Raw genomic sequence first — 18,337 nt, 5'->3', positions numbered from 1 at the left:
AATCCGCACCAGCCGCGATCATCGTGACGCTCGCACCGCACGGATTACCCGGGACAGCTGCTCGGCATCAATGGCCATATCCGTCCGCAGCACGACATCGCCGATCGCGATCTCAAGCTTGATCGCCGGAACCTGACGCTCCTCCAACGCACCTTCCACGACCAGCGGCGCGAATGTCGGCTGCGACGCTTCGCACGGCGGCAACATGTCTCGCTGTCGCAACCCCCTCGCCAATCGTAGATCTGCCAGCGCGTCGCTCCGTGCTTGCGCGCCACCTCGGACACCTGAGCACCGGGCAACAGACTCTCGGCGACGATCCGAGCTCTCTCTGTCGCGCGGCGATCAGGGTGGATGGCGCCACCACCGTGCATTCGTGGCCGAGCGATTGGATCAGACGATAAAGGCCATGGCCCGTCGGGCCGGCCTCGTAACAGAAGTGGATGCGATTAAACCGGCTGGCGAATCCACACTATAATACAATACGGCGCACGTTAACGTCCGAAGCATCGACTTCACCGAAGAAGCGAACCCCTCCCTCCCAGCCTGCCTCCGCAATCGCGACGGCATTTCTCAGTTTGGCGACACGATTCCAACAAATGCTTCCCTATAATCCGCCACGGCGCCTCGGCTCGGACCTAAGCAACCTCGGACACGCAGTGTAGGGCGAACGACCCCACCGGCAGAGACGGACATGCGGTCTTACAATCAATTCCTGCCATGACGATGAGATCAATCTATTCCTTTACCGCTTGGAGCGATGAGGCCGGCTTCGACCAGCAGTTTTCCCCGAGAGAGTTCCATCACCCATGTCGTGAGCCTGACTACCATCTCGGGATATATACTCCTGCGAACGTTTAGCATGGCGCCTTGCGCCGCCTAGTGCAAGGCGCACTGGCCCGGCACTCGCGACGTTCTGACCACAACGTTCTGCGTAAGCGGCCCCCCTAGTGTCGGCACGCCCCCGGGTAACTGTTGCAAACATACTGGCCAAATGGATATGGAGCAAGATCTTCACATCCATTAGGGTCGCCGACGCAAGGACTTGATGGTCCGGCTCCGAGTGCATCGGCGTTGAGATGCTGTCTTGCGACGTAGACGAAAGACGTCGCCGCCAGCGCGAGGGCGAGGACGATCGCCGATATAATCCAAACGTTCTTCATTCCAGCCGTAACTTCCTTAGGTTGACTCGGTGACGCTTAGCCAAATGGTAACAACGCGGAGCTCAACTCGAGCGCAATTGAGCTTTCATTTCTTGGCTGCTCCACACCTCGGCCTTTGTGATGGCGAGGCTCTTCGCGTCTCCGGCTTGCGACCAGTCAGCGGCAGTCGACTCCGAACGGGTAAGTCGAGCTGCAAACCACGTTCTCATCTGCTCCGGTCAGCAAATCTCTTGAGATCGCGCCGATCACGATCTCTGTTGCGCTTCTTTGCTGACGCCCCGGGTGGCCGATGCCGAACGGCAGCTCGGCCCCTCGACGGCGGCTATTGCCCTTACCAAAGGAACTTCGCGCCGTCTGGCAGCTCGCAGACAAATTCACCCTGGATCACGGCTTCGGCCGCGCCAGCAACCAACTTTGAGGCCTTTACCTTGAGCTTGCCTTCGCGGTTAAGGCTGTGGCGGATGTATTCGGTAACAGGGTGTCCTGAGTCGTCCAAGGTTTGATGCACATTGGCGAAGCTGATTCCGTTCTGCGCGCTAACCCTGAAGGCGCTGATAATCAGACCACCTTGCATGGCTGGTCCGGGCTGACCGCCATCAACGGTTGTGCAACGATCGAGATCTAGTATTAGCGTTACTACCTTGCCGGCCCGCAGGGCACTTAGCACGTCTACATATTTTGCAGAAGGCTCGCCGGCCTTCGCTGTCGTGCTTACGCTTGCCACTAAAAGCAAGGAAGACAGTCTCGTTAGACATGTGATATTGAGCCGCATATGCTCTTCTCCAATACAAGACTCACATACGTAGCAGTACCCGTCTCGTCTCGTGCTCGGAGACTTTGGCGGGCACCGAACGTCAGGCGAACGTCGCCGTTGCGATAAACAGCATGCGCTACTACCGTACGCAAGTGGTTGCGAACGCAAACCTAACGTCACAATCTCGTATGTAAGGTACGCATACGACGAAGCTTTCAATTACCCACATTTCCAGCCGCTGCAATTTCGGCACCGAGTTTGATATCTGTGAGTCTCGAGAGACAGCGCCAGATGACAACATTTCCCGGTGGCGGATCGGCTGCCCGGGCCAAGTAGCCCCCTAATCGTGCAAGTTTGGTAAGATAAAATGCAAGGGTTCCAGGCCGACATCGTCGATGGCTGGCGCCGCTGATGAGTTGATCGAGCAATGCGATCTCGGTGTCTGTCAGTGCGAGCTTCGGTGACGCGTTTGGGGCGAGGCGATTGAGCATGGTGAGCCAGAGGACGCGCCAGCTGAGAATGCAGAAGACTGCCATTAGATTGGCAAGTCGCTCCGCGGTCCGGAGTTTTGAGTCTTCCGCCTTACAACCCGATTTCAGGATCTTGTGGAACGCCTCGATTTTCCACCGCATGGCGTACCAGTTGATCTTCTCGATTGCCTCCGAGCGCCTGCGGACGGCTAGGTCCGTGATGAGCTTCCACTCAATCGGTTTACGGCCCTTTGGCGTACCGCGCTCAGTGGCATGGATTATAGTAAGGTCGAGGGCTGGATAATGTTTCTGCTTCCCGATGGGAGGCAAGACCGCGATCCGCTTGAACTTGATTTCCAGCGCGGCCTTCGTCGTCTCGCCCTTGTCGTTGCGCACGTCGATGTAATGCAAGCCTTTGACGCTGGTCTCTTCCATCTCGGTTGCAATCGTATGACCGCCATCGCCTGCCAGCCGATCGACGCAGGCGCGGACAAGGAAGTGAGCGCCAAGCTCTTGCGTCAGGCAATACAATTCGTCGATGTCGCTTTCACGGTCACCGATATGAATGCAACGCTCCGGCTGTCGGAGCCGCTCGATCGATTGCCTGAGATTGTCGAGCCAGCGAACGCTCTCCTTCTTCTCGATCGGAACGCGGGTCGGGTTGATCTTCTTCTTGAGCTGCGCCCTGCCTTTGAACTTTTTTCGTGTCCAGAACTTCACCGCCGCCAATCCCAGCGGCAAGCCTCGACAGTCACAGCGAGACTGGAATGCATCAGCATTCCGCAGACCGTGTGATGGCGCCAACGACCGTCCTTGTTCCGACCGCTGTTGACGCTCTTGGTTAGGCCAATGGCGCTCGTGTTCGCGCGTTGATAGGAGAATTCCGTCGTGTCCTGAATGAGGAGAATTGGGCCTGTACAATCATCGTAACGTGCGCGTGTGGCGGCGAAGTGGCCGCTGAGGATGTCGGCTTCCTCCACGCGCTCGTTGGCGAAGAAGCGGTAGGCCGCCTTCGTGTTCGCCCAGTCCTGACGCGCGAACGGTATGCTCCCGCCCATACCGTCACCAATTTGCTTCAACAGCTCGCCAAATCGTTGACCAAGACGAGCATCCTTGAAAGCTGTCTTGTCGATCTCGCGCTCCGTCCAGTGTTCGACGGCGCTTTCATCACCATCATCCTGGCGACCATCCGGGCCGGCCGACCAACGAGATGTCGTTCCACTTGAACACATCAAGGCACCTCGCCGTCGCGATTCAGGTGCTCGACAATGAATCACAAGCGATTCATCCGATTCAAGATTTTTCGATCAGGGCTACCGCAATCGAATAAAGCATTCGTGGGTAATTGAAAGACGACGAAGGTCGCCTGATTGACGCATGCGCGCGGGGGCCGGGTAGCGCTATGATAGCGCTGCGTGAAGGTTAGGCAGCTTGCTGATCGGTAGGTTCGTCGGCTTGGCGCGGGAGCTTCCATTCCCAGGGCAGCAGTTCGTGCAGACGCGAAGCGGGAAGATCGACGATCCGGGCGAGGACGTCGGCAAGCCCGGCTTTGGGATCGACATCGTTAAGACGACAGGTAGTGATCATCGTCAGCATGATGGCGGCGCGTTCGGCGCCGCGCAGGCTGCCGGCGAAGGTTCAATTGCGCCTTCCCAAGGCGATGCCGCAGCGCTCTTTCGGCGGCATTGTTGCTGAGGCAGATCCTGCCATCGTCGAGGAAGCGCGCAAAGTCGGCCCAGCGCCTGAGCATGTAATTCATAGGCTTCAGGACCTCGGAAGAGCGCGAGAGGGTTTCTCGCTCGCGCAGCAGCCAGGCGTGCATGTCGTCGAGCAGCAGCTTGCTTCGCGGTGTGCGCCGCTTGAACTTCTCCCTTGGCATCACAACGACTGGTTCCTGCAGTTCTCTACAAGAGCCTGTATCCAGATCGCGTCCCCTAAACGCCGGTCGCCATCCGCGCAGTAATCCAGGCGTCTCACGGATTGATCTCAGGGATGGCACGCGCCCCTGATTTTGGCGACGCCTTAGTAATTTTCGACGCGTCATCGGAAGATTTGCTTTCGCTCGCCTTCTGGATACGTACCTGCCCCGTAAACCCGGGACTTTTGCAACACTTGCTGATGACCGCGCCTTTTAAACGAAGCCACAGTGTCGTGGTTTTGCACCTGCGCCTGGAACACCGATGCAGGAGGGCCGTCCTCCATCTCTCATAAAGCTGTACGCATCAAATTCGGATATTCACCTCCTTCATGCTCTGCAGCACACCGTGCCAGATCACCTTTCACAAGATCGCTTCGGCGACCACGGAAGACGAACAGGTGACCGCTGAGCGGGTCCTTGCGCAGCACCTCCTGCACTTGGCGCGCCAAGGACGGAAAGCCTCGGCGCATATCCGTGTGGCCGGTCGCCAGCCACACTCGCGCACCCGCCGGAACCGGAATCATCGGCGCACCAAAGCATCGAGAACACGACGCAGCGCGTCTCCATCACCATCCCTGGAATGCGCACTCCATCAACCTCGCCATCGATCCGGATGCGGGGTCCGGTACCAAGATCAATCTCGATGATGCCTTGGCTCTTCCGTCGACGCCCCGATGTCGTCGCCAAAGGGGCTTCGGCAACCTCCCGCGGCGGCACAGACGGCCGACTCTCGACCGGCACGAACGGCCGCTATACTCGCTTCACCGTGCTTACAAAGCTCTTTGCGCCACCGGAACAGCTGGCTCACATGAAGGCCGGCCGTGCGAGCCACCTCGGAAACATTGGCTCCGGGCTCGAGCGATGCTGCAACTAGCCGTTCCTTCTCATCCCGCGACCACCGGCGCCGCCGCTCGACCGATGTGATCACCTCCGCCCTCGAAATCGTCATAGCGCTTCTCCTAGGATTACCCCTAGGACCTGCAGCGTTCGCCTCCGTCAAACAAGGCGGCCCTCAACGGAGGAATACTATGTAAGTGTTACGAGCGGCACACACTTTGCAATATCGTTCGGCACTATCAATCCGGCGAAAGGCGAAGGGCAGCACGCGCACTAAACGACGAGGTCGATGATCTTCTATGTCAGCGCCAGGGGACTTACCTAATTCCGCATTGAAGATTAGCCTCTGCATCCGCGCTCGTGCTTGACGCGAGACGATTCATGATCCCGTAAGTCGAGTAACGATACGGAGGTCAGCCGTCGTGCTCTCTTGATCCCTAAATTGCATCCTCTCGACACGACGCCCCACTAGACGCGGCAAGCTCAGAAGCGTGACATTGAGGACACTTGGCGCCACATCGCTCACCTCGTCCACGACATCCAGCCTCGCGAATGCACCTGAATGCATTTCGACAACGCTTGCGAACACCCAAGTGGTCCGGACATAAAGCGCTATGTGACAAACAGAAAGCCGGCCTTAGCGGCTGGTTTCTTGAAGGCGACTAACCAATTTGCATCCAGATTGCTTGTTCTTAGGGTCGCCAGCCCCGATGCTATCCGTTTCCGTTCGGAAGTCTAAAGCCTGGCGCATCTTGACATGGGCACAGCGGACCTTGACGGCTTGATTAGACGAACGGCCACGGCGCTGGCCCCAAGCGCACTTGCGCGGGCCCACAAAAATGTTGGCCAAACCGTCTTCTCCCGCCTATTGCAAGGAGAATACAGCATATCAGTCCACTCGCCTGCTGCGCGCATTCAGCGTCATTAAAATCGGCCTTTGTGAACTTCAGCGCTTGGGCTCCGCCCCTTGCACGACGAACCCGCCCGGCTGCGACATGGCGACGAGGCGCGCCGCCGGCGGAGGAGCTGGCTAGTGACCTATTGTGGGTACCTTGGCTGATAGGCCTCGATCCGATCGAGGCAAGTTGAGAAAGCAGTGCCGCATCTGCGACTTCGCGACATCGCCAAGCCGCCAGCTTTCGCGGATAATGTCGAGGAGGTCTCCATCTTGACAGCGTCGGTCCATTTGCTGGCGCCCCCTTGCGCGAGGCCGTCGGCCGACCATTCTATGGCTCCCTTGGCGCCGACCGTTGGACGGACAATAGCGGCACGTGCCAAGTCAAGCGGCTGGCGTCCAACGCTCGGCTACCCCTCCTGTGCAACTCGAGCTGTCTGCACGCGTACACATCTTAGAAACGTTGCCAGCTACCTTCCCAAAGGCAGCTACCAATCCCGAGAAGCTCCGGGGTATCGCCGATATAGGAAACGTGAATCAAATTCTGGCCCGAATGAGCGAGCCAATTCAACAAAGGAATTGGACTTCAGTTGGTCGGAGGCATCTAGGCGGTTTGCCTTGAGCAGATCGACAAGACCGAATTAATCTCCATGGCGCTGCCTAAAATTACGGCGAGCGTCAAGGCTTGCAGGTAGACAGCGAGCTATACGGAGAGCAGAAGGGGCGCTGTGGACGAGAACGTTAGGACAGCCACCAGCCTTACAATCGGATGGCTCGAGCACATGACAAACCTGAGGAGAGCGATCCGGATCGAACCGCCGGCACGCTCTCGCGATTGGCTCACACTAGCCCGTCCACCCTCTTCCTCTCCATCAGAAGGAGCCGCTCAAAAGGCTTTCGCCCGGCCCTTTCCGGAACGACACACGGCCTCCTCAAAATCCCTGAGACTCAGCAATGCCCCGCGGCCATCCGTCCACCGTTTGGTTTTGCACTCCTCTGCCACTCGCCGCGGCAATCCAGATTGTAGCATTGCCGCCAACGAGGAGGACCGCTAAAAGCACGATACGCCATTGATTTACTATGTGAGCGTACGATTTCTACCATGTAAGAGAACTATACGAAGGTTTGTAATGCGCCTTTTTTTTTGGCTATGCTGATTTCGGCGGCCGACGTAGAAAGCGCTCAGGAGCGCTTGTCCGGCGGCTCGAACAAATTCCTGCATTTTAATCATCCCGCCAGAAGGGCCGGACGGATACAAGCATGTTTAATTGGCTCATCGCGTTTGGACGTTCATCGGCGCAATTTATTTTGGCTAGCATTACGCTCGCGGCATTGACGCTAGCTTCCTTGTATCTTCATAGCCCTTTCGCAGCCACAGCGCTTGTCTATTTGGTCGTGATTTTGGTGTTTTCGCTGATTGGCACTTTCGTCGCATCGTTGGCGCTTTCCATAGTCGCCGTCAGCGCTTTAATTTACGTCCTCACGTTCAATCCCCAGATCGACGCCCCTCACGAGCTTTTGGTGATTATCGCTTTCCTTACTGCGTCCATCATCGGAACGCGCCTGATCGCAAAACTCCGCTACGAAAAGGAAGCAGCGCGTGAGGTCGCCGCCGAGCTAAGGCACAGCGCGGACGATCTGCGCAACCGAGAGAAACTCTGGCGCGAGATCTTTGAGCATAACCCGGCCATGTACTTCATGGTCAATGAAACCGGAACCGTCCTGAACGTCAATAGTTTCGGCGCGATCCACCTCGGCTATACGCCCGCGGAACTGATCGGCCAATCGGTGTTCAGAGTCTTTCTGAAAGACGATCGCGAGGTCGTTCGCAAATCCATCGAGCGATGCCTTACATATATCGGCCAATCGCGTACATGGGAAATCCAGAAAGTCCGTAGGAACGGCTCGGTGCTGTGGGTGCGCGAGACTGCCAAGGCGATCTTGTGGGCCGACGATAAGCCCATCGTCCTCATTGCCTGCGAAGATATCACCGAACAGAAGCGGACGGTTCTTGCTCTTCAGCGGAGCGAAGCGCATTTGGCTCAGGCGCAAGAATTGAGCCACACAGGCAGCTTTGGCTGGAACGTGGCCACCGGCGAGGTCTTTTGGTCGAAGGAAAGCTTTCGGATATTCCAGTATGATCCAGAGACCAAAGTAACGGCGCAACACGTCATTGACCGCACTCACCCAGAAGACAAGACTTCTGTCCAAGACACTTTGAATCGGGCCCTTCGAGGCGAGCATTTCGAGCACGAATACCGATTGCTGATGCCCGACGGCTCGATAAAGTACATTCACGCGGTGGCACGTGCTACGAGAACCGCGTCCGGGAATATCGAGTTTGTCGGGGCGGCCACGGACGTCACGACAGCAAAGCAGACGGAACAACAACTGCGCCGTAGCGAGGCCTATCTGGTCGACGCGCAGCAGCTCAGTCGCACGAGCACCTGGTCGTGGGACTGCAACCGTCGCTGTTTTGCTTATCGCTCCGCCGAAGTCAGTCGTCTATTTGGCTTTGACCCGGATGAGCCGGTGACCATTGAGGCCATCCGATCGCGGATTCATCCAGACGACTTGCCGCGGCAACAGGAAATCCAACGTCAGGCCATTGAACAAAAAACAGGGAATTTTGAATACGATTTCCGAATCTGTCTTCCCGACGGCGCGATACGACACATACATGCTGTTGCGCACGCCGTGCTGGCAAGCGATGGCTCAACTGTCGAACTCGTCGGAACGCACATGGATGTCACTGAGCAGCACGCAGCCAAACAACAATTGGAAGACACTCTTGCTGCGCTACGCGAGAGCGAGCAGCGCTTTCGTGACTACGCCGCAACTGCTTCTGACTGGTTATGGGAGACCGGGCCGGATCACCGGTACACCTTGTCGGAGCACACCAACGCTACGGACCTCTTGGCAAGAGCGGTCATCGGCCTGCGTTGCTGGGAGATTGCGAGCGACGTTGAAGAAGAGCCCGAGAAGTGGCGGCAGCATGAAATAACGCTAAATGCCCATCTTCCATTTCGCGATCTGGTCTATCGTACCGTGGGGAGGACCAGGTCACCAATCTACTTCCAGAGCAGCGGCAGGCCCTTATTTGATGTAAGCGGCCATTTTCTCGGCTACCGAGGCGTGGCCACTGATATCACGGCGAAAGTTCGCGCCGATCAGGCTGAACAAGGACTGCGAAAGGCACAGGCGGATCTTGCGCATGTGACGCGCCTGACGGCGCTGGGGGAACTAACAGCCTCTATCGCCCACGAAGTGAACCAACCGCTCACGGCCATAATCAGCAACGCCGATGCGTGCCTTGGCTGGCTACGTCGCGAAGCTCCCGACATTTCCGCCGTGCACAGATCCGTAGAGTGGATCATTGATGACGCTATGCGCGCAAGCGAAGTGATTCGCAGGGTCCGCACACTCGCGAGGAACGGTGATATCGAGATGGTAGCGCTAGACATTAATGAGGTTGTGAACGACTCTATCGCGCTGGTAACGCGTGAGCTGATTAACCACCAAGTGACCTTGCGAACTGAGCTAGCACCATCACTTCCCAAAATTCTCGGTGACCGGGTTCAGCTGCAACAAGTAATCATCAATCTGGTGATGAACGGAGTAGAGGCCATGCAAGCTGTTGACGACAGAGCGCGCGAACTGATGATTCAGTCATCCAGAGACAATGAGAGCCGCGTGCAGCTCTCCGTGACTGATAGCGGCGTCGGCATCGCTGAGGGTGATAGGATCCGAGTCTTAGATCCGTTCTTCACCACCAAATCTACCGGCCTTGGAATGGGTCTGTCGATCTGCCGCTCGATCGTAGAAGCTCACGGAGGCCGCCTGTCGATCGTCCAGAAGCAAGAGCCGGGCGCATCCTTTCAATTTGTCCTGCCAGTCGTGTCATGATTGGAATTTGACTAGCCGTGTGAAATCGGGTCGACAAGTACGATCGTGCTTATTGTCGAAAGCTAAACGGCTCGATGCCTCGACGAAACTTTCGCTCGGCATATCTGGATATCGCCGCATTCGGATCGGCTCACGGAATGCTGCAGGGCACACCTTCGGGTCGCATGGCCATCGGGTTCTTGACACCGACTGCTGGGACCGTGAGTTTGTATCTAACCTGGCGAAGTTGAATGTTCACCCCGCATGAACCTCAAACTGAGGAAGGCGAAGCGTTCGATCGGATCGCAACAGAATCGAAGCTGAGCAGACGATCACGACGCCTCGCTGGCAAGCAGCTTTGGCACTGGGCACCACCGGCTCCGATTCAGGGCGCTTTCGCGTGCTTCCCGCTCGACGGCCCGAATGCCGCTTCCGTCCGCAGAAGGATGCACGAGCTGAGCAGCAGACCACTCGTTAGATAGCGAAGCGCTGGCGATTAGCCGCAGTCTCAAGAGCTAACGCTGCGGGTTCCCTAGTCACACCGCCGGCGCCTTCAGGGCCTTGAGTGACGGCCTTAACCGCTTTCCGGCCAGATTCGCCACAAATTCCATCGGTACTTTTTGAAGGGGTCGATCCCTTTCGGGGTGTCAGCCCTAAGAAGCTGAGTTCCTTCAGCAAGCGCGTCGTGCCGCTTCGGCTTGACCGTACAAGCTGATCAGCTTGGACTTGCACGCGTTGCTGTACGAAATCCCCGGCGCCGCGATACGATTATTACGGCTCCTCGATCTGGCCGAAGCGGAAAGAGGACGAGACGTTCGAGGCCCCCTCCTTCAAAGCGTTGAGCCGATGGGACGTCCTGGGCCATAGCGGAACACATTGACGCACAATCGAGCGCCGGCACCCAACCTGCGCGTCAACAGCGACGCCCGATGCTCGCGGTTCTGTTTTTCGACGCGGCAAGCCAACGCATAAGAGCGTTGCTGCTTCCGCTTATTCATCGGCTCGCGGCGAGCTAGGCGCTGACTCTCCGCGCCGCTACGTGCATTCCCTTTGCAACCTATTCGCGGCTTGGATGAACACTATCAAGAAAATTGATTTTTCGATCCTACCTGAAGCCTCGTAAGTCGTATCCGTTCTTTACAAGGAGGACGCAGCTACTCGTGCGGTTCGATTTTCTCTTCAGTCAAATGCTCGACAATTGCAGCTGCTCGACCAGGCGGGGGGATCATCGTAGCTCCGTGCCGACAGTGATGCGCTCAGGCCTCGACACAATCGCACTATAGGCGACCACAATGCGAATCCTACTGGTCGATCAGGACGCCGCCTTCGTGCGAGCCGCCAAGAAAACCCTGTTCGTTCGCGGTTTTGCCGTGGACCTCATCTCTACTCTTGACGAAGCGGAGACCGCGCTGAGTTGTGCCAGCTATCACATTCTCTTGCTCGAGTTGGCTCTGCCGGACGGAAATGGATTGGACTGGTTGAAACAGTTGAGACGTGAAGGATATTCAATGCCTGCCATGATGATGAGCAGCCTGAGCGATCTTGAGACCAGGATCGCGATATTCAATGGTGGCGCCGACGATTTTCTTCCTAAGCCGGTGTCTATCGATGAGCTTATTGCTCGAATGCGCGCCATTTTGCGACGATCGACGCAATTGACGGCACCCGTGATCACCTTCGGGAACTTACATTTCGATCCTATTGGCCGGCAAGTCTCAGTTGACGGTCGGCCACTCAGAATTGCGCGCCGCGAAGTCTGCATTCTCGAACATCTGCTCAGCCGAGCAGGCCGCACCGTGCCGCGAGCGTTGCTAGAGGAAAGCCTCTATGCGTTTGACGATGAAGTCTCGACCAATGCCTTAGAAGTCGGGATCTATCGATTGCGCACACATTTGAGCAAGTCCGGCACAACGCTACGAATCAAAACCGCGCGCGGCGTCGGCTACGCGCTTGAACTGAAGAACGATCCGCTGCCTTGCCGCCACACTTGAAAACGACGCTCAGTTGAAGTTCCCCCTTGATGTTCGCAGCTGCCGATGGCCGACGGCGGTCACCTCAGCTATTCGCTCGCGCCTTCTGTATGTCGTTTGCTCGCTTCCTCTCGTGCTGCCGCCCACTACCGCAGCTCAGATAAAGCGCGACCCTAATCAGGCGTCGCCACGGTCAACAACTGACAGCCTTAGCGGGGTCTTGAATCTTTCCTCCTCTCAGGGCCAGACGATTCATCTTCCGGCGCCGGCGGCCAGCATATTCGTTGCCGACCCAACGATAGCCGACTACCAGGCCCCATCGAATACAACCATCTTCGTCTTTGGAAAACAGTCGGGACGGACCAGCCTATTTGCTTTGAACGACAATGGAGAAGCGTTAGCCGAGTTACGTGTTGTCGTTACCCAGCCTATCGAGGATTTGCGTGCTGCACTAAAGGCTGAGCTCGGGGACCATCCGATCCAAGTCACCTATACGCCACGCGGCGCAATTCTGAGAGGGACAGCACCAAGTGTCGACGTCGTTGAGCGCGCCAAGAAGATTACCGAGCAATTTCTGGGCGCGGGCGCGCTGGTCGTCAACAACATCCAAGTGGCCGGCTCATTGCAAGTGACGCTTAGCGTGCGCGTGGCGGAAGTCTCGCGCAGCGCCGTGAAGGAGCTTGGCATCAACCTCTCTGCATCGGGCCAAAACGGAGCGGTCATTTTCGGGTTTAGCAGTGGCAAGCCTGGCGGTTCCGGTGCGAGCCGGGGTGGCGGCACGGCAAGTGTCGGAGTCGGCGTTGGCAGCACGAACATCAGTGCTGTACTTGACGCCCTCGCCAACGAGCATCTCGCGTCGGTATTGGCGGAGCCAACTCTTACCGCGATGTCCGGCGAATCAGCAAGCTTCCTGGCAGGCGGCGAATTTCCAATTCCGGTCATGCAGGACAATCGTCAACTCTCAGTTCAATTCCGTCAATTCGGAATCAGTCTGGAGTTCGTTCCGACCGTTCTCAGCAACAATCAGATCAATATCCACGTCAAGCCTGAAGTCAGTGAGTTATCCAAAGAAGGTGAAGTCAATATCAACGGAATGTCTCTGCCTGGCCTCTCCACGCGACGTGCCAGTACTGTTGTCGAGCTTGCCAGCGGTCAGAGCTTTGCAATCGGCGGGCTCATAAGACGCAATTTCAACACCGACATCAGCACGTTTCCCGGGTTAGGCGATGTCCCGATCCTTGGTGCACTGTTTCGGTCCTCCTCATTTCAGAAGCAGGAGACGGAGCTTGTCATCGTCGTTACCCCTTACATCGTGCGGCCAGCATCATCTGCCGCCAAGATAAGCGCGCCGACTGACCGCCTCCGGCCGCCATCAGACGGGGGGCGCATTTTAACGAATACGTTGGCGCGTCCCCCGCGAAGCCGCGAGGCTCCCGCACCGAACCAGACGCGACCGGCGGAGCCGGCTTTGTTATCGAATGAGGACCGCTAATGACCTTGCGAAACCTGGGCCACTTGATTGCCGTAGCGGCAACCGTAGGCGGATGCACACATAATGCTGCGATCTATTCTGAGCCGACTGATCAAGCGATTCAAGTGGAGCAGAAGACCAGTATCTTGCGACTACAGAGCCTTCGTCGCGCCGAGAGGTATGGTCTGCGTAATTTCATTGCGAACGCCAGCCGCGGTCGGCGGGATGCACTCCATCTGGACGTCAGTGGTTCGCCCCGGCTCATTACGCAGGTGGCTCATGAGGCCCGCGAGATGGGCGTTCCCGCCTATAATATTCGCCGGTCCGCTTCCCCCGTAGATCTGCCCAGCCATTTCGGTGTCCAAATCGAGGCGATCATTTACGAAGCACGTCCTCCGCTCTGTCCATCCCTTTCAATCATCGGCCCTTCAGTAGACGACAATTCTTTCAATCCAACGCTCGGCTGTTCGATCCGCAATAACCTCGCGGTCACGGTCAACGATCCCGGCGACTTGCTCGAGAACAGAGCTATCTTGCCAACCAGTGGTGACCGTGCGGTGCTTCCGCTTACCGCACGGGGAGGTCTCGCCGCAGGCAACAAGAGCCACTTGGAAAGTGACACTCATAATCGCATTGCGTCAGAAGCCCAATGAGCACTCTCAATGGCTGAGCGGCAAGAGCATTGGCGATACTCTGGCGGCCAACTTCCGCAGACGCCACGATCTGCTTCCGCCTTTCCAGACGACGTGACTTACAGATCAAGTAGCGACTGGACGTCTTTGACTAACACGCCCGAATGCATCGCATTGCCGCGCCAAGCTAGACCAGGCCAGCGGCAAAGACTGCCTTTGCAACCCCCTCGAAACAGTCCTTCGGAACGGCCTTGCCCATTATTCCCTTTCGGATCAGCTGACGCGCCAAAGCAGGTTCCTGAATAATGCTCAGATGCAGCGCCCTCGCCTGATCAAACAACTGTGAAGCAAGTTCGTCCTCACCGCGGCATACCAAAACCGGCACTCCGGTCTGTCCACGAACGTAGCGCAGTCCAACTAACATCGCGGGGCCCGTCAGTATCAATGTGGCCCGATTGACTCCGAGCGGCGGCTCACTCGCCGATTCCCGACGAAGCCGGCGGTGTTCGCCCTTTACATGTGGGTTGCCTTCCTGCTCCTTAGACTCGCGCTTCGCTTCACTCTCCGTCATGCGCATGTCACGCAAGAATAGCCAGCGCTGAATTAGCAGGTCGGTCAAGCCGCCGATCAGAAACGCCCCAGCAGCAATTTCAATTAAGAATTTGACCTCTTTGAATACAAAGCTGAAACAACCCAAACCGCAGACAGGCAGGTACACCAGCGCCTTCCAACTTGCGAGTGAGGTGAAAAACAGCGTTACGCCGAGAAGGAACACTTTGATCAACGACTTACCAAGCTCGACAAGCGACTTCTGAGAGACAATCCGTTTGAGCCCTTTGATTGGATCCAATTTCTTAAGGCTTGGTTTCAGCGGCTCCACGGAGAACGTCAGCCCACCAGCAGCCAAGACACTGGCTAGAATGCCTGCAGCCACGGCCGCTCCAATGATTGGGGCAACGCTCGTCAACGAAAGTTCGATCAATCCGACCAGTGCCTGCTGGACCGCACTGTTGAAGGGCTGCCCCTGCAGCTTGTCGACGAGCCGCACCCCCTCACGCCATACGCCCTCGATCGCGCCCGCTCGGAAACATAGACAGCCGAATGCGGCGCAAATGCTAAGCGCGCTCACAAAATCGGCGCTGCGCGGGATCTGTCCCTTCTTACGCGCCTGCCGTAGCTTCTTGGGAGTTGGCGGACGCTTCTTCTCTTCGCTCGAGTCGCTCATTTTAGGAACTTCCCGAGCCACTCCAGCACTCCGTAGGACTGGATAATCTCCGTTCCCATGTATTCCATGAGGAAGACGGTGTAACTCACCATGATGATGCCAAAGGCGGCGTTCTTGATGGTGGGGGAGAGGTCGTTCAGCTTAATTTGCGGCGCAAACCGCCCTAGCAACATGAGGGATATCTCAATCAGGAGCAGCAGAGCCAGCACGGGTCCGGAAAATAGCAGGGCCGTGTGCATGATATGATCGAGAAGCGCTACAACTTCCATTGCCCCTTGCATTGTCAGAGGAGGTAGTAGCCGGTACACGGGCCAGATCAGATAGCTGCCATACAGGCACCGAACCATCGTCTGTAGACCTCCAGACGCAACGAAAATAGTAACCCCAGCAGTTCCGAGAAAGAGACCCGTGGCGGAGGCCTGGCTGCGCGTCGCAGGATCGTCCAACTGGCTTGAAACGCTCCGTTGCGTGTCAATGATGTCGCCAACTGCCTGGATGCTCCATAGCGGTATACTTAGGAACATCCCGAACAGCAGGCCGACGAATATCTCTTTGAGACCGAGGAACGCGACCGCGGCCAGACGGGTGGCCGGATCTAGAGTCTGCAGACCGGCCTTGACATGCGCAAGGCATGGCAGTCCAATCACGATCGTCAAGCTTGTGCGGATCATCCCGCTAATCTGCGGCCGCGTGAATACGGGAAGCACCAACATAATGCCTAAGGCCCGCGCAGCGCTAAGGCCCGCTGCAACGACGAACTCGACAGCACTCTGAATTAGAGCTTGCGCCTCGGTGGGTGACAAAGCATGCATTCGCGGCGCTCGTTGTTCGCCTCAGCTAATCTAACCGGTTCCGCTCGCCGTGCCTTAATGTTTGACGCCAAGGCCGCAAATAGTCGGCGGTGTTCGTTCTAATAGCGCTCAACGAGAGCACCAGCCGCACTGCGAGCCCGCAGGGTAGGCCGTCGATCCCCATACTCTCATGCTCGCTCGACAAACTGGCCAGCCACTTTGGTAATTCACCGGTGATGTCGATGGGCGGTTTTGTCCTCACAAACTCGGCCTTCGGTTCCTCACTAATACCTCGATGTGAGAGAGGGGAACTCCGTGAAGATATGTTTGGCCTGTTCGATAAGCGGCGCACTCAGCACCCGAGAAAACAGAACGAGCACGGCGACGACGACGAGGAGCCTCACGGTTAGGGGCAAGGTTTGATCCTGGAGCTGCGTTGCCGCCTGTATTATGCCAACACCCAAGCCGGCCACGAGAGCTGCTAGGAGCGGTGGCAGAACCCACATCATGAAGAGGACGAGCGATCGGGTCAAATGCGTGAGGATGCTGGTCTCGTCCATATTAACCTCCGGCCGTGGCGTAACTTAACACCAACCCGTGCATGAGCCGCGACCATCCGTCGATCGTGACGAACAGAAAGAGCTTAAAAGGAACAGATATCATTGTGGGCGATACCATTGACATGCCCATGGCCATCAGAATCGTCGTTACAATCAGATCAATCGTGATGAATGGAAGATAGAGAAGGAAGCCGATTTCAAAGGCACGCTTTAATTCCGAGATCAGAAAGGACGGTACAAGAATCGCAAAATCATCCGCTGTAGCGTTTGCCCGCATCTCCTCTGACCAAACATGTTCTGTGGATGACAGGAAGAACGTGCGCTGCTCCTCACTGCTGAACTTTTTCAGGTGAGCGCGCAGCGGCTCGCTTCCCTCCTTAGCGGCTGTCGCCCAGTCATCGAGCGTTTGGTAGTGAAGTTGCGGGGCGGTAACGTGGTTGTAGATCTGCTCCAGCACTGGAGCACCAATGAAGACCGTAAGGATCAATGCAGCGCCATACAGAACGATGTTCGGGGGTATGGATTGGGTTCCGAGCGCGTTGCGCACGAGGAAGAGAACGACGGAAACTTTTATGAATGCCGTCGTCGTGACAACTGCGAACGCCAGCAGACCGAGACCGACCGTCGCTGCAAGAAGTGCAGGAATGCCTGGCTGAATGTCAGTCATTGACCGCCAACCCACCACGTAGCCTGATGGCCAGTTCCTCCCCGACACGCACGATGTCGCCGTGGCCGATCAATCGACCATTGGCAACAATGTCAACCGGACGGTCAACGGGACGGCCAAGTTCAAAGACATGCCCTTCGTTGACGCTCCTCAACGTACCCAGCGGGATAGGCCAACGGCCGCATTCGAACACGAGCGTAATCTCAATGCTGTCGATGTCGGTTTCCGAGGGCAGGGTCGATGGCTGGGTTTGGGGTCGTGTTGTCATATATGCACTCTTGAGAGGGTGGGGTTGCAGGCGGAAGGGTCCCCGCAAGATTAGTCTGTCGCCAGCAATCTCCGCCGGCGCCCACAATTTGTCCGCAGTCAGGATGACCTGACCGCTCGCAAAGGGAATGACGTCCGGCAACAGCGCATCGCCAGTTTGTGCTTGGCGAAGAAGCCCGACGGACACGCGCAGCGAGCTAATCTCGCTGGCAACCATGATGGGCAACTCCGGGGAAAGCTTGCGCATTTCTCGGGGCAATTGGCCAAGCATCTCGCCTAACTTACAGAAGGCAGCCGGAACCGGACCCTCAAGAGACGAGAATAGGAACAGCCGCGCCTTGCCCACGAGCGCCCCGTAGACGATGTCGAGTTCCAGATAAGGACCTTCCATCGTTGCTTCGTCGATGCGGATAATTTGCAAATCCTGCGCTAGCAGATGCTCTACTCGAGTGAACCATGGTTCAAGCGCAAGTTCGAGGACGAAAGAGCGGGCTGGGTCCGAAGGTAACGTAAGGCCATGCTGCACTGTCGAAATCAATGCCTCCGCCAACTGGCGCGGCACCGACAAGACGGCCATTTCGGCTCCGACGCGAAATACACAATCAAGCATCGGCGCGGTCGATTGCTGCGCCTGCCACACAAGCCGGTTAATACATATCGAGACCGGCGTATCGCCAAGGCGGCTCTTCAGAACCGTTCGCCGGGGGGCCATCAAATTGAGGCACGAGACCGCGCTATGCGACAATCTTAGCCGCGGCACGAATCGTGCCGGTTCACCGACCGCATTTTCCGCGCTCATGTTCACGGGGTCGGCAGTTCGCGCCGACATAAGAGA

The 18,337-nt window shown here is 57.1% G+C and carries 13 protein-coding genes and 4 pseudogenes; 4 read left to right on the top strand and 13 right to left on the bottom strand.

The genetic code is table 11. The features are described from left to right. Positions 1 to 18: 18 nt before the first annotated feature. The 8 genes and pseudogenes from XH83_RS39965 to XH83_RS40475 form a co-directional block, all read right to left on the bottom strand. Entirely contained in the window at positions 19 to 207 is a 189-nt protein-coding gene (locus XH83_RS39965) for a hypothetical protein (RefSeq protein WP_232995589.1), read from the bottom strand. 65 nt (positions 208 to 272) lie between these two features. Then, positions 273 to 371, bottom strand: a pseudogene (locus tag XH83_RS39960) (hypothetical protein); the annotation flags it as partial. 1,120 nt (positions 372 to 1,491) lie between these two features. After that, positions 1,492 to 1,932, bottom strand: coding sequence for a VirK family protein (locus XH83_RS35785; protein WP_128929705.1), 441 nt, complete (start codon positions 1,930 to 1,932; stop codon positions 1,492 to 1,494). A 197-nt stretch (positions 1,933 to 2,129) separates the two neighbouring features. Next, positions 2,130 to 3,104, bottom strand: coding sequence for an IS4 family transposase (locus XH83_RS35780; RefSeq protein ID WP_232995590.1), 975 nt, complete (start codon positions 3,102 to 3,104; stop codon positions 2,130 to 2,132). After that, on the bottom strand, positions 3,101 to 3,616 hold the full coding sequence (locus XH83_RS40480; RefSeq protein WP_232995591.1) for a transposase DNA-binding-containing protein: 516 nt from the start codon (positions 3,614 to 3,616) through the stop codon (positions 3,101 to 3,103). The genes XH83_RS35780 and XH83_RS40480 overlap by 4 nt, the downstream gene beginning before the upstream one ends. A gap of 190 nt (positions 3,617 to 3,806) precedes the next feature. Next, positions 3,807 to 4,233: pseudogene (locus tag XH83_RS35775) on the bottom strand (transposase); the annotation flags it as partial. 428 nt (positions 4,234 to 4,661) lie between these two features. Further along, positions 4,662 to 4,826, bottom strand: a pseudogene (tnpB, locus tag XH83_RS35770) (IS66 family insertion sequence element accessory protein TnpB); the annotation flags it as partial. Positions 4,827 to 4,936: 110 nt separating this feature from the next. Beyond that, positions 4,937 to 5,251, bottom strand: coding sequence for a transposase (locus XH83_RS40475; protein WP_128929707.1), 315 nt, complete (start codon positions 5,249 to 5,251; stop codon positions 4,937 to 4,939). Between the two features lie 2,043 nt (positions 5,252 to 7,294). Here XH83_RS40475 and XH83_RS35760 point away from each other — a divergent pair. The 4 genes and pseudogenes from XH83_RS35760 to XH83_RS35745 all read left to right on the top strand — a co-directional run bounded on the left by XH83_RS35760 (position 7,295) and on the right by XH83_RS35745 (position 14,013). Next, a complete protein-coding gene (locus XH83_RS35760) occupies positions 7,295 to 9,940 on the top strand; it encodes a PAS domain-containing protein (protein WP_128929708.1) in 2,646 nt (881 codons plus the stop codon). Positions 9,941 to 11,211: 1,271 nt separating this feature from the next. After that, the gene (locus tag XH83_RS35755) at positions 11,212 to 11,910 is read left to right on the top strand and encodes a response regulator transcription factor (protein WP_128929709.1); all 699 of its coding nucleotides are present in this window, start codon (positions 11,212 to 11,214) and stop codon (positions 11,908 to 11,910) included. Between the two features lie 70 nt (positions 11,911 to 11,980). Continuing rightward, positions 11,981 to 13,371: pseudogene (locus XH83_RS35750) on the top strand (type II and III secretion system protein family protein). 9 nt (positions 13,372 to 13,380) lie between these two features. Further along, the gene (locus XH83_RS35745) at positions 13,381 to 14,013 is read left to right on the top strand and encodes a CpaD family pilus assembly lipoprotein (RefSeq protein WP_128929710.1); all 633 of its coding nucleotides are present in this window, start codon (positions 13,381 to 13,383) and stop codon (positions 14,011 to 14,013) included. A gap of 166 nt (positions 14,014 to 14,179) precedes the next feature. Here the strand turns inward: XH83_RS35745 and XH83_RS35740 are convergent, their stop codons facing one another. From XH83_RS35740 to sctQ, 5 genes are all read right to left on the bottom strand, one after another. Continuing rightward, positions 14,180 to 15,217 carry an EscU/YscU/HrcU family type III secretion system export apparatus switch protein gene (locus tag XH83_RS35740; RefSeq protein ID WP_128929711.1) on the bottom strand — a complete coding sequence of 346 codons (1,038 nt, stop codon included), beginning with the start codon at positions 15,215 to 15,217 and terminating at the stop codon, positions 14,180 to 14,182. Then, positions 15,214 to 16,029, bottom strand: a complete 816-nt coding sequence (gene sctT, locus XH83_RS35735; protein WP_128929712.1) for a type III secretion system export apparatus subunit SctT — start codon at positions 16,027 to 16,029, stop codon at positions 15,214 to 15,216. Before sctT ends, XH83_RS35740 begins: the two co-directional genes overlap by 4 nt. A 263-nt stretch (positions 16,030 to 16,292) precedes the next feature. Further along, the gene (locus XH83_RS35730; RefSeq protein ID WP_128929713.1) at positions 16,293 to 16,568 is read right to left on the bottom strand and encodes an EscS/YscS/HrcS family type III secretion system export apparatus protein; all 276 of its coding nucleotides are present in this window, start codon (positions 16,566 to 16,568) and stop codon (positions 16,293 to 16,295) included. A 1-nt stretch (position 16,569) separates the two neighbouring features. Beyond that, on the bottom strand, positions 16,570 to 17,235 hold the full coding sequence (sctR, locus tag XH83_RS35725) for a type III secretion system export apparatus subunit SctR (protein WP_128929714.1): 666 nt from the start codon (positions 17,233 to 17,235) through the stop codon (positions 16,570 to 16,572). Beyond that, the gene (sctQ, locus tag XH83_RS35720) at positions 17,228 to 18,301 is read right to left on the bottom strand and encodes a type III secretion system cytoplasmic ring protein SctQ (protein ID WP_128929715.1); all 1,074 of its coding nucleotides are present in this window, start codon (positions 18,299 to 18,301) and stop codon (positions 17,228 to 17,230) included. The genes sctR and sctQ overlap by 8 nt, the downstream gene beginning before the upstream one ends. Positions 18,302 to 18,337 lie beyond the last annotated feature (36 nt).

Origin of the sequence: Bradyrhizobium sp. CCBAU 53351, from assembly GCF_015291745.1 — a bacterium.
Lineage (GTDB): Bacteria > Pseudomonadota > Alphaproteobacteria > Rhizobiales > Xanthobacteraceae > Bradyrhizobium.
The sequence above is the reverse complement of the archived record's forward strand: the minus strand, read 5'-3'. Positions and strand labels throughout refer to the sequence as shown.

Excerpts from the sequence above, each read along its gene's own strand:
- XH83_RS35740 (WP_128929711.1), bottom strand. The coding sequence starts at position 15,217 with ATGAGCGACTCGAGCGAAGAGAAGAAGCGTCCGCCAACTCCCAAGAAG.
- XH83_RS35755 (WP_128929709.1), top strand. The coding sequence starts at position 11,212 with ATGCGAATCCTACTGGTCGATCAGGACGCCGCCTTCGTGCGAGCCGCC.
- XH83_RS35730 (WP_128929713.1), bottom strand. The coding sequence starts at position 16,568 with ATGGACGAGACCAGCATCCTCACGCATTTGACCCGATCGCTCGTCCTC.
- sctT (WP_128929712.1), bottom strand. The coding sequence starts at position 16,029 with ATGCATGCTTTGTCACCCACCGAGGCGCAAGCTCTAATTCAGAGTGCT.
- XH83_RS35760 (WP_128929708.1), top strand. The coding sequence starts at position 7,295 with ATGTTTAATTGGCTCATCGCGTTTGGACGTTCATCGGCGCAATTTATT.
- XH83_RS40480 (WP_232995591.1), bottom strand. The coding sequence starts at position 3,616 with ATGTGTTCAAGTGGAACGACATCTCGTTGGTCGGCCGGCCCGGATGGT.
- sctR (WP_128929714.1), bottom strand. The coding sequence starts at position 17,235 with ATGACTGACATTCAGCCAGGCATTCCTGCACTTCTTGCAGCGACGGTC.
- XH83_RS39965 (WP_232995589.1), bottom strand. The coding sequence starts at position 207 with ATGTTGCCGCCGTGCGAAGCGTCGCAGCCGACATTCGCGCCGCTGGTC.
- sctQ (WP_128929715.1), bottom strand. The coding sequence starts at position 18,301 with ATGAGCGCGGAAAATGCGGTCGGTGAACCGGCACGATTCGTGCCGCGG.
- XH83_RS40475 (WP_128929707.1), bottom strand. The coding sequence starts at position 5,251 with ATGACGATTTCGAGGGCGGAGGTGATCACATCGGTCGAGCGGCGGCGC.
- XH83_RS35745 (WP_128929710.1), top strand. The coding sequence starts at position 13,381 with ATGACCTTGCGAAACCTGGGCCACTTGATTGCCGTAGCGGCAACCGTA.
- XH83_RS35785 (WP_128929705.1), bottom strand. The coding sequence starts at position 1,932 with ATGCGGCTCAATATCACATGTCTAACGAGACTGTCTTCCTTGCTTTTA.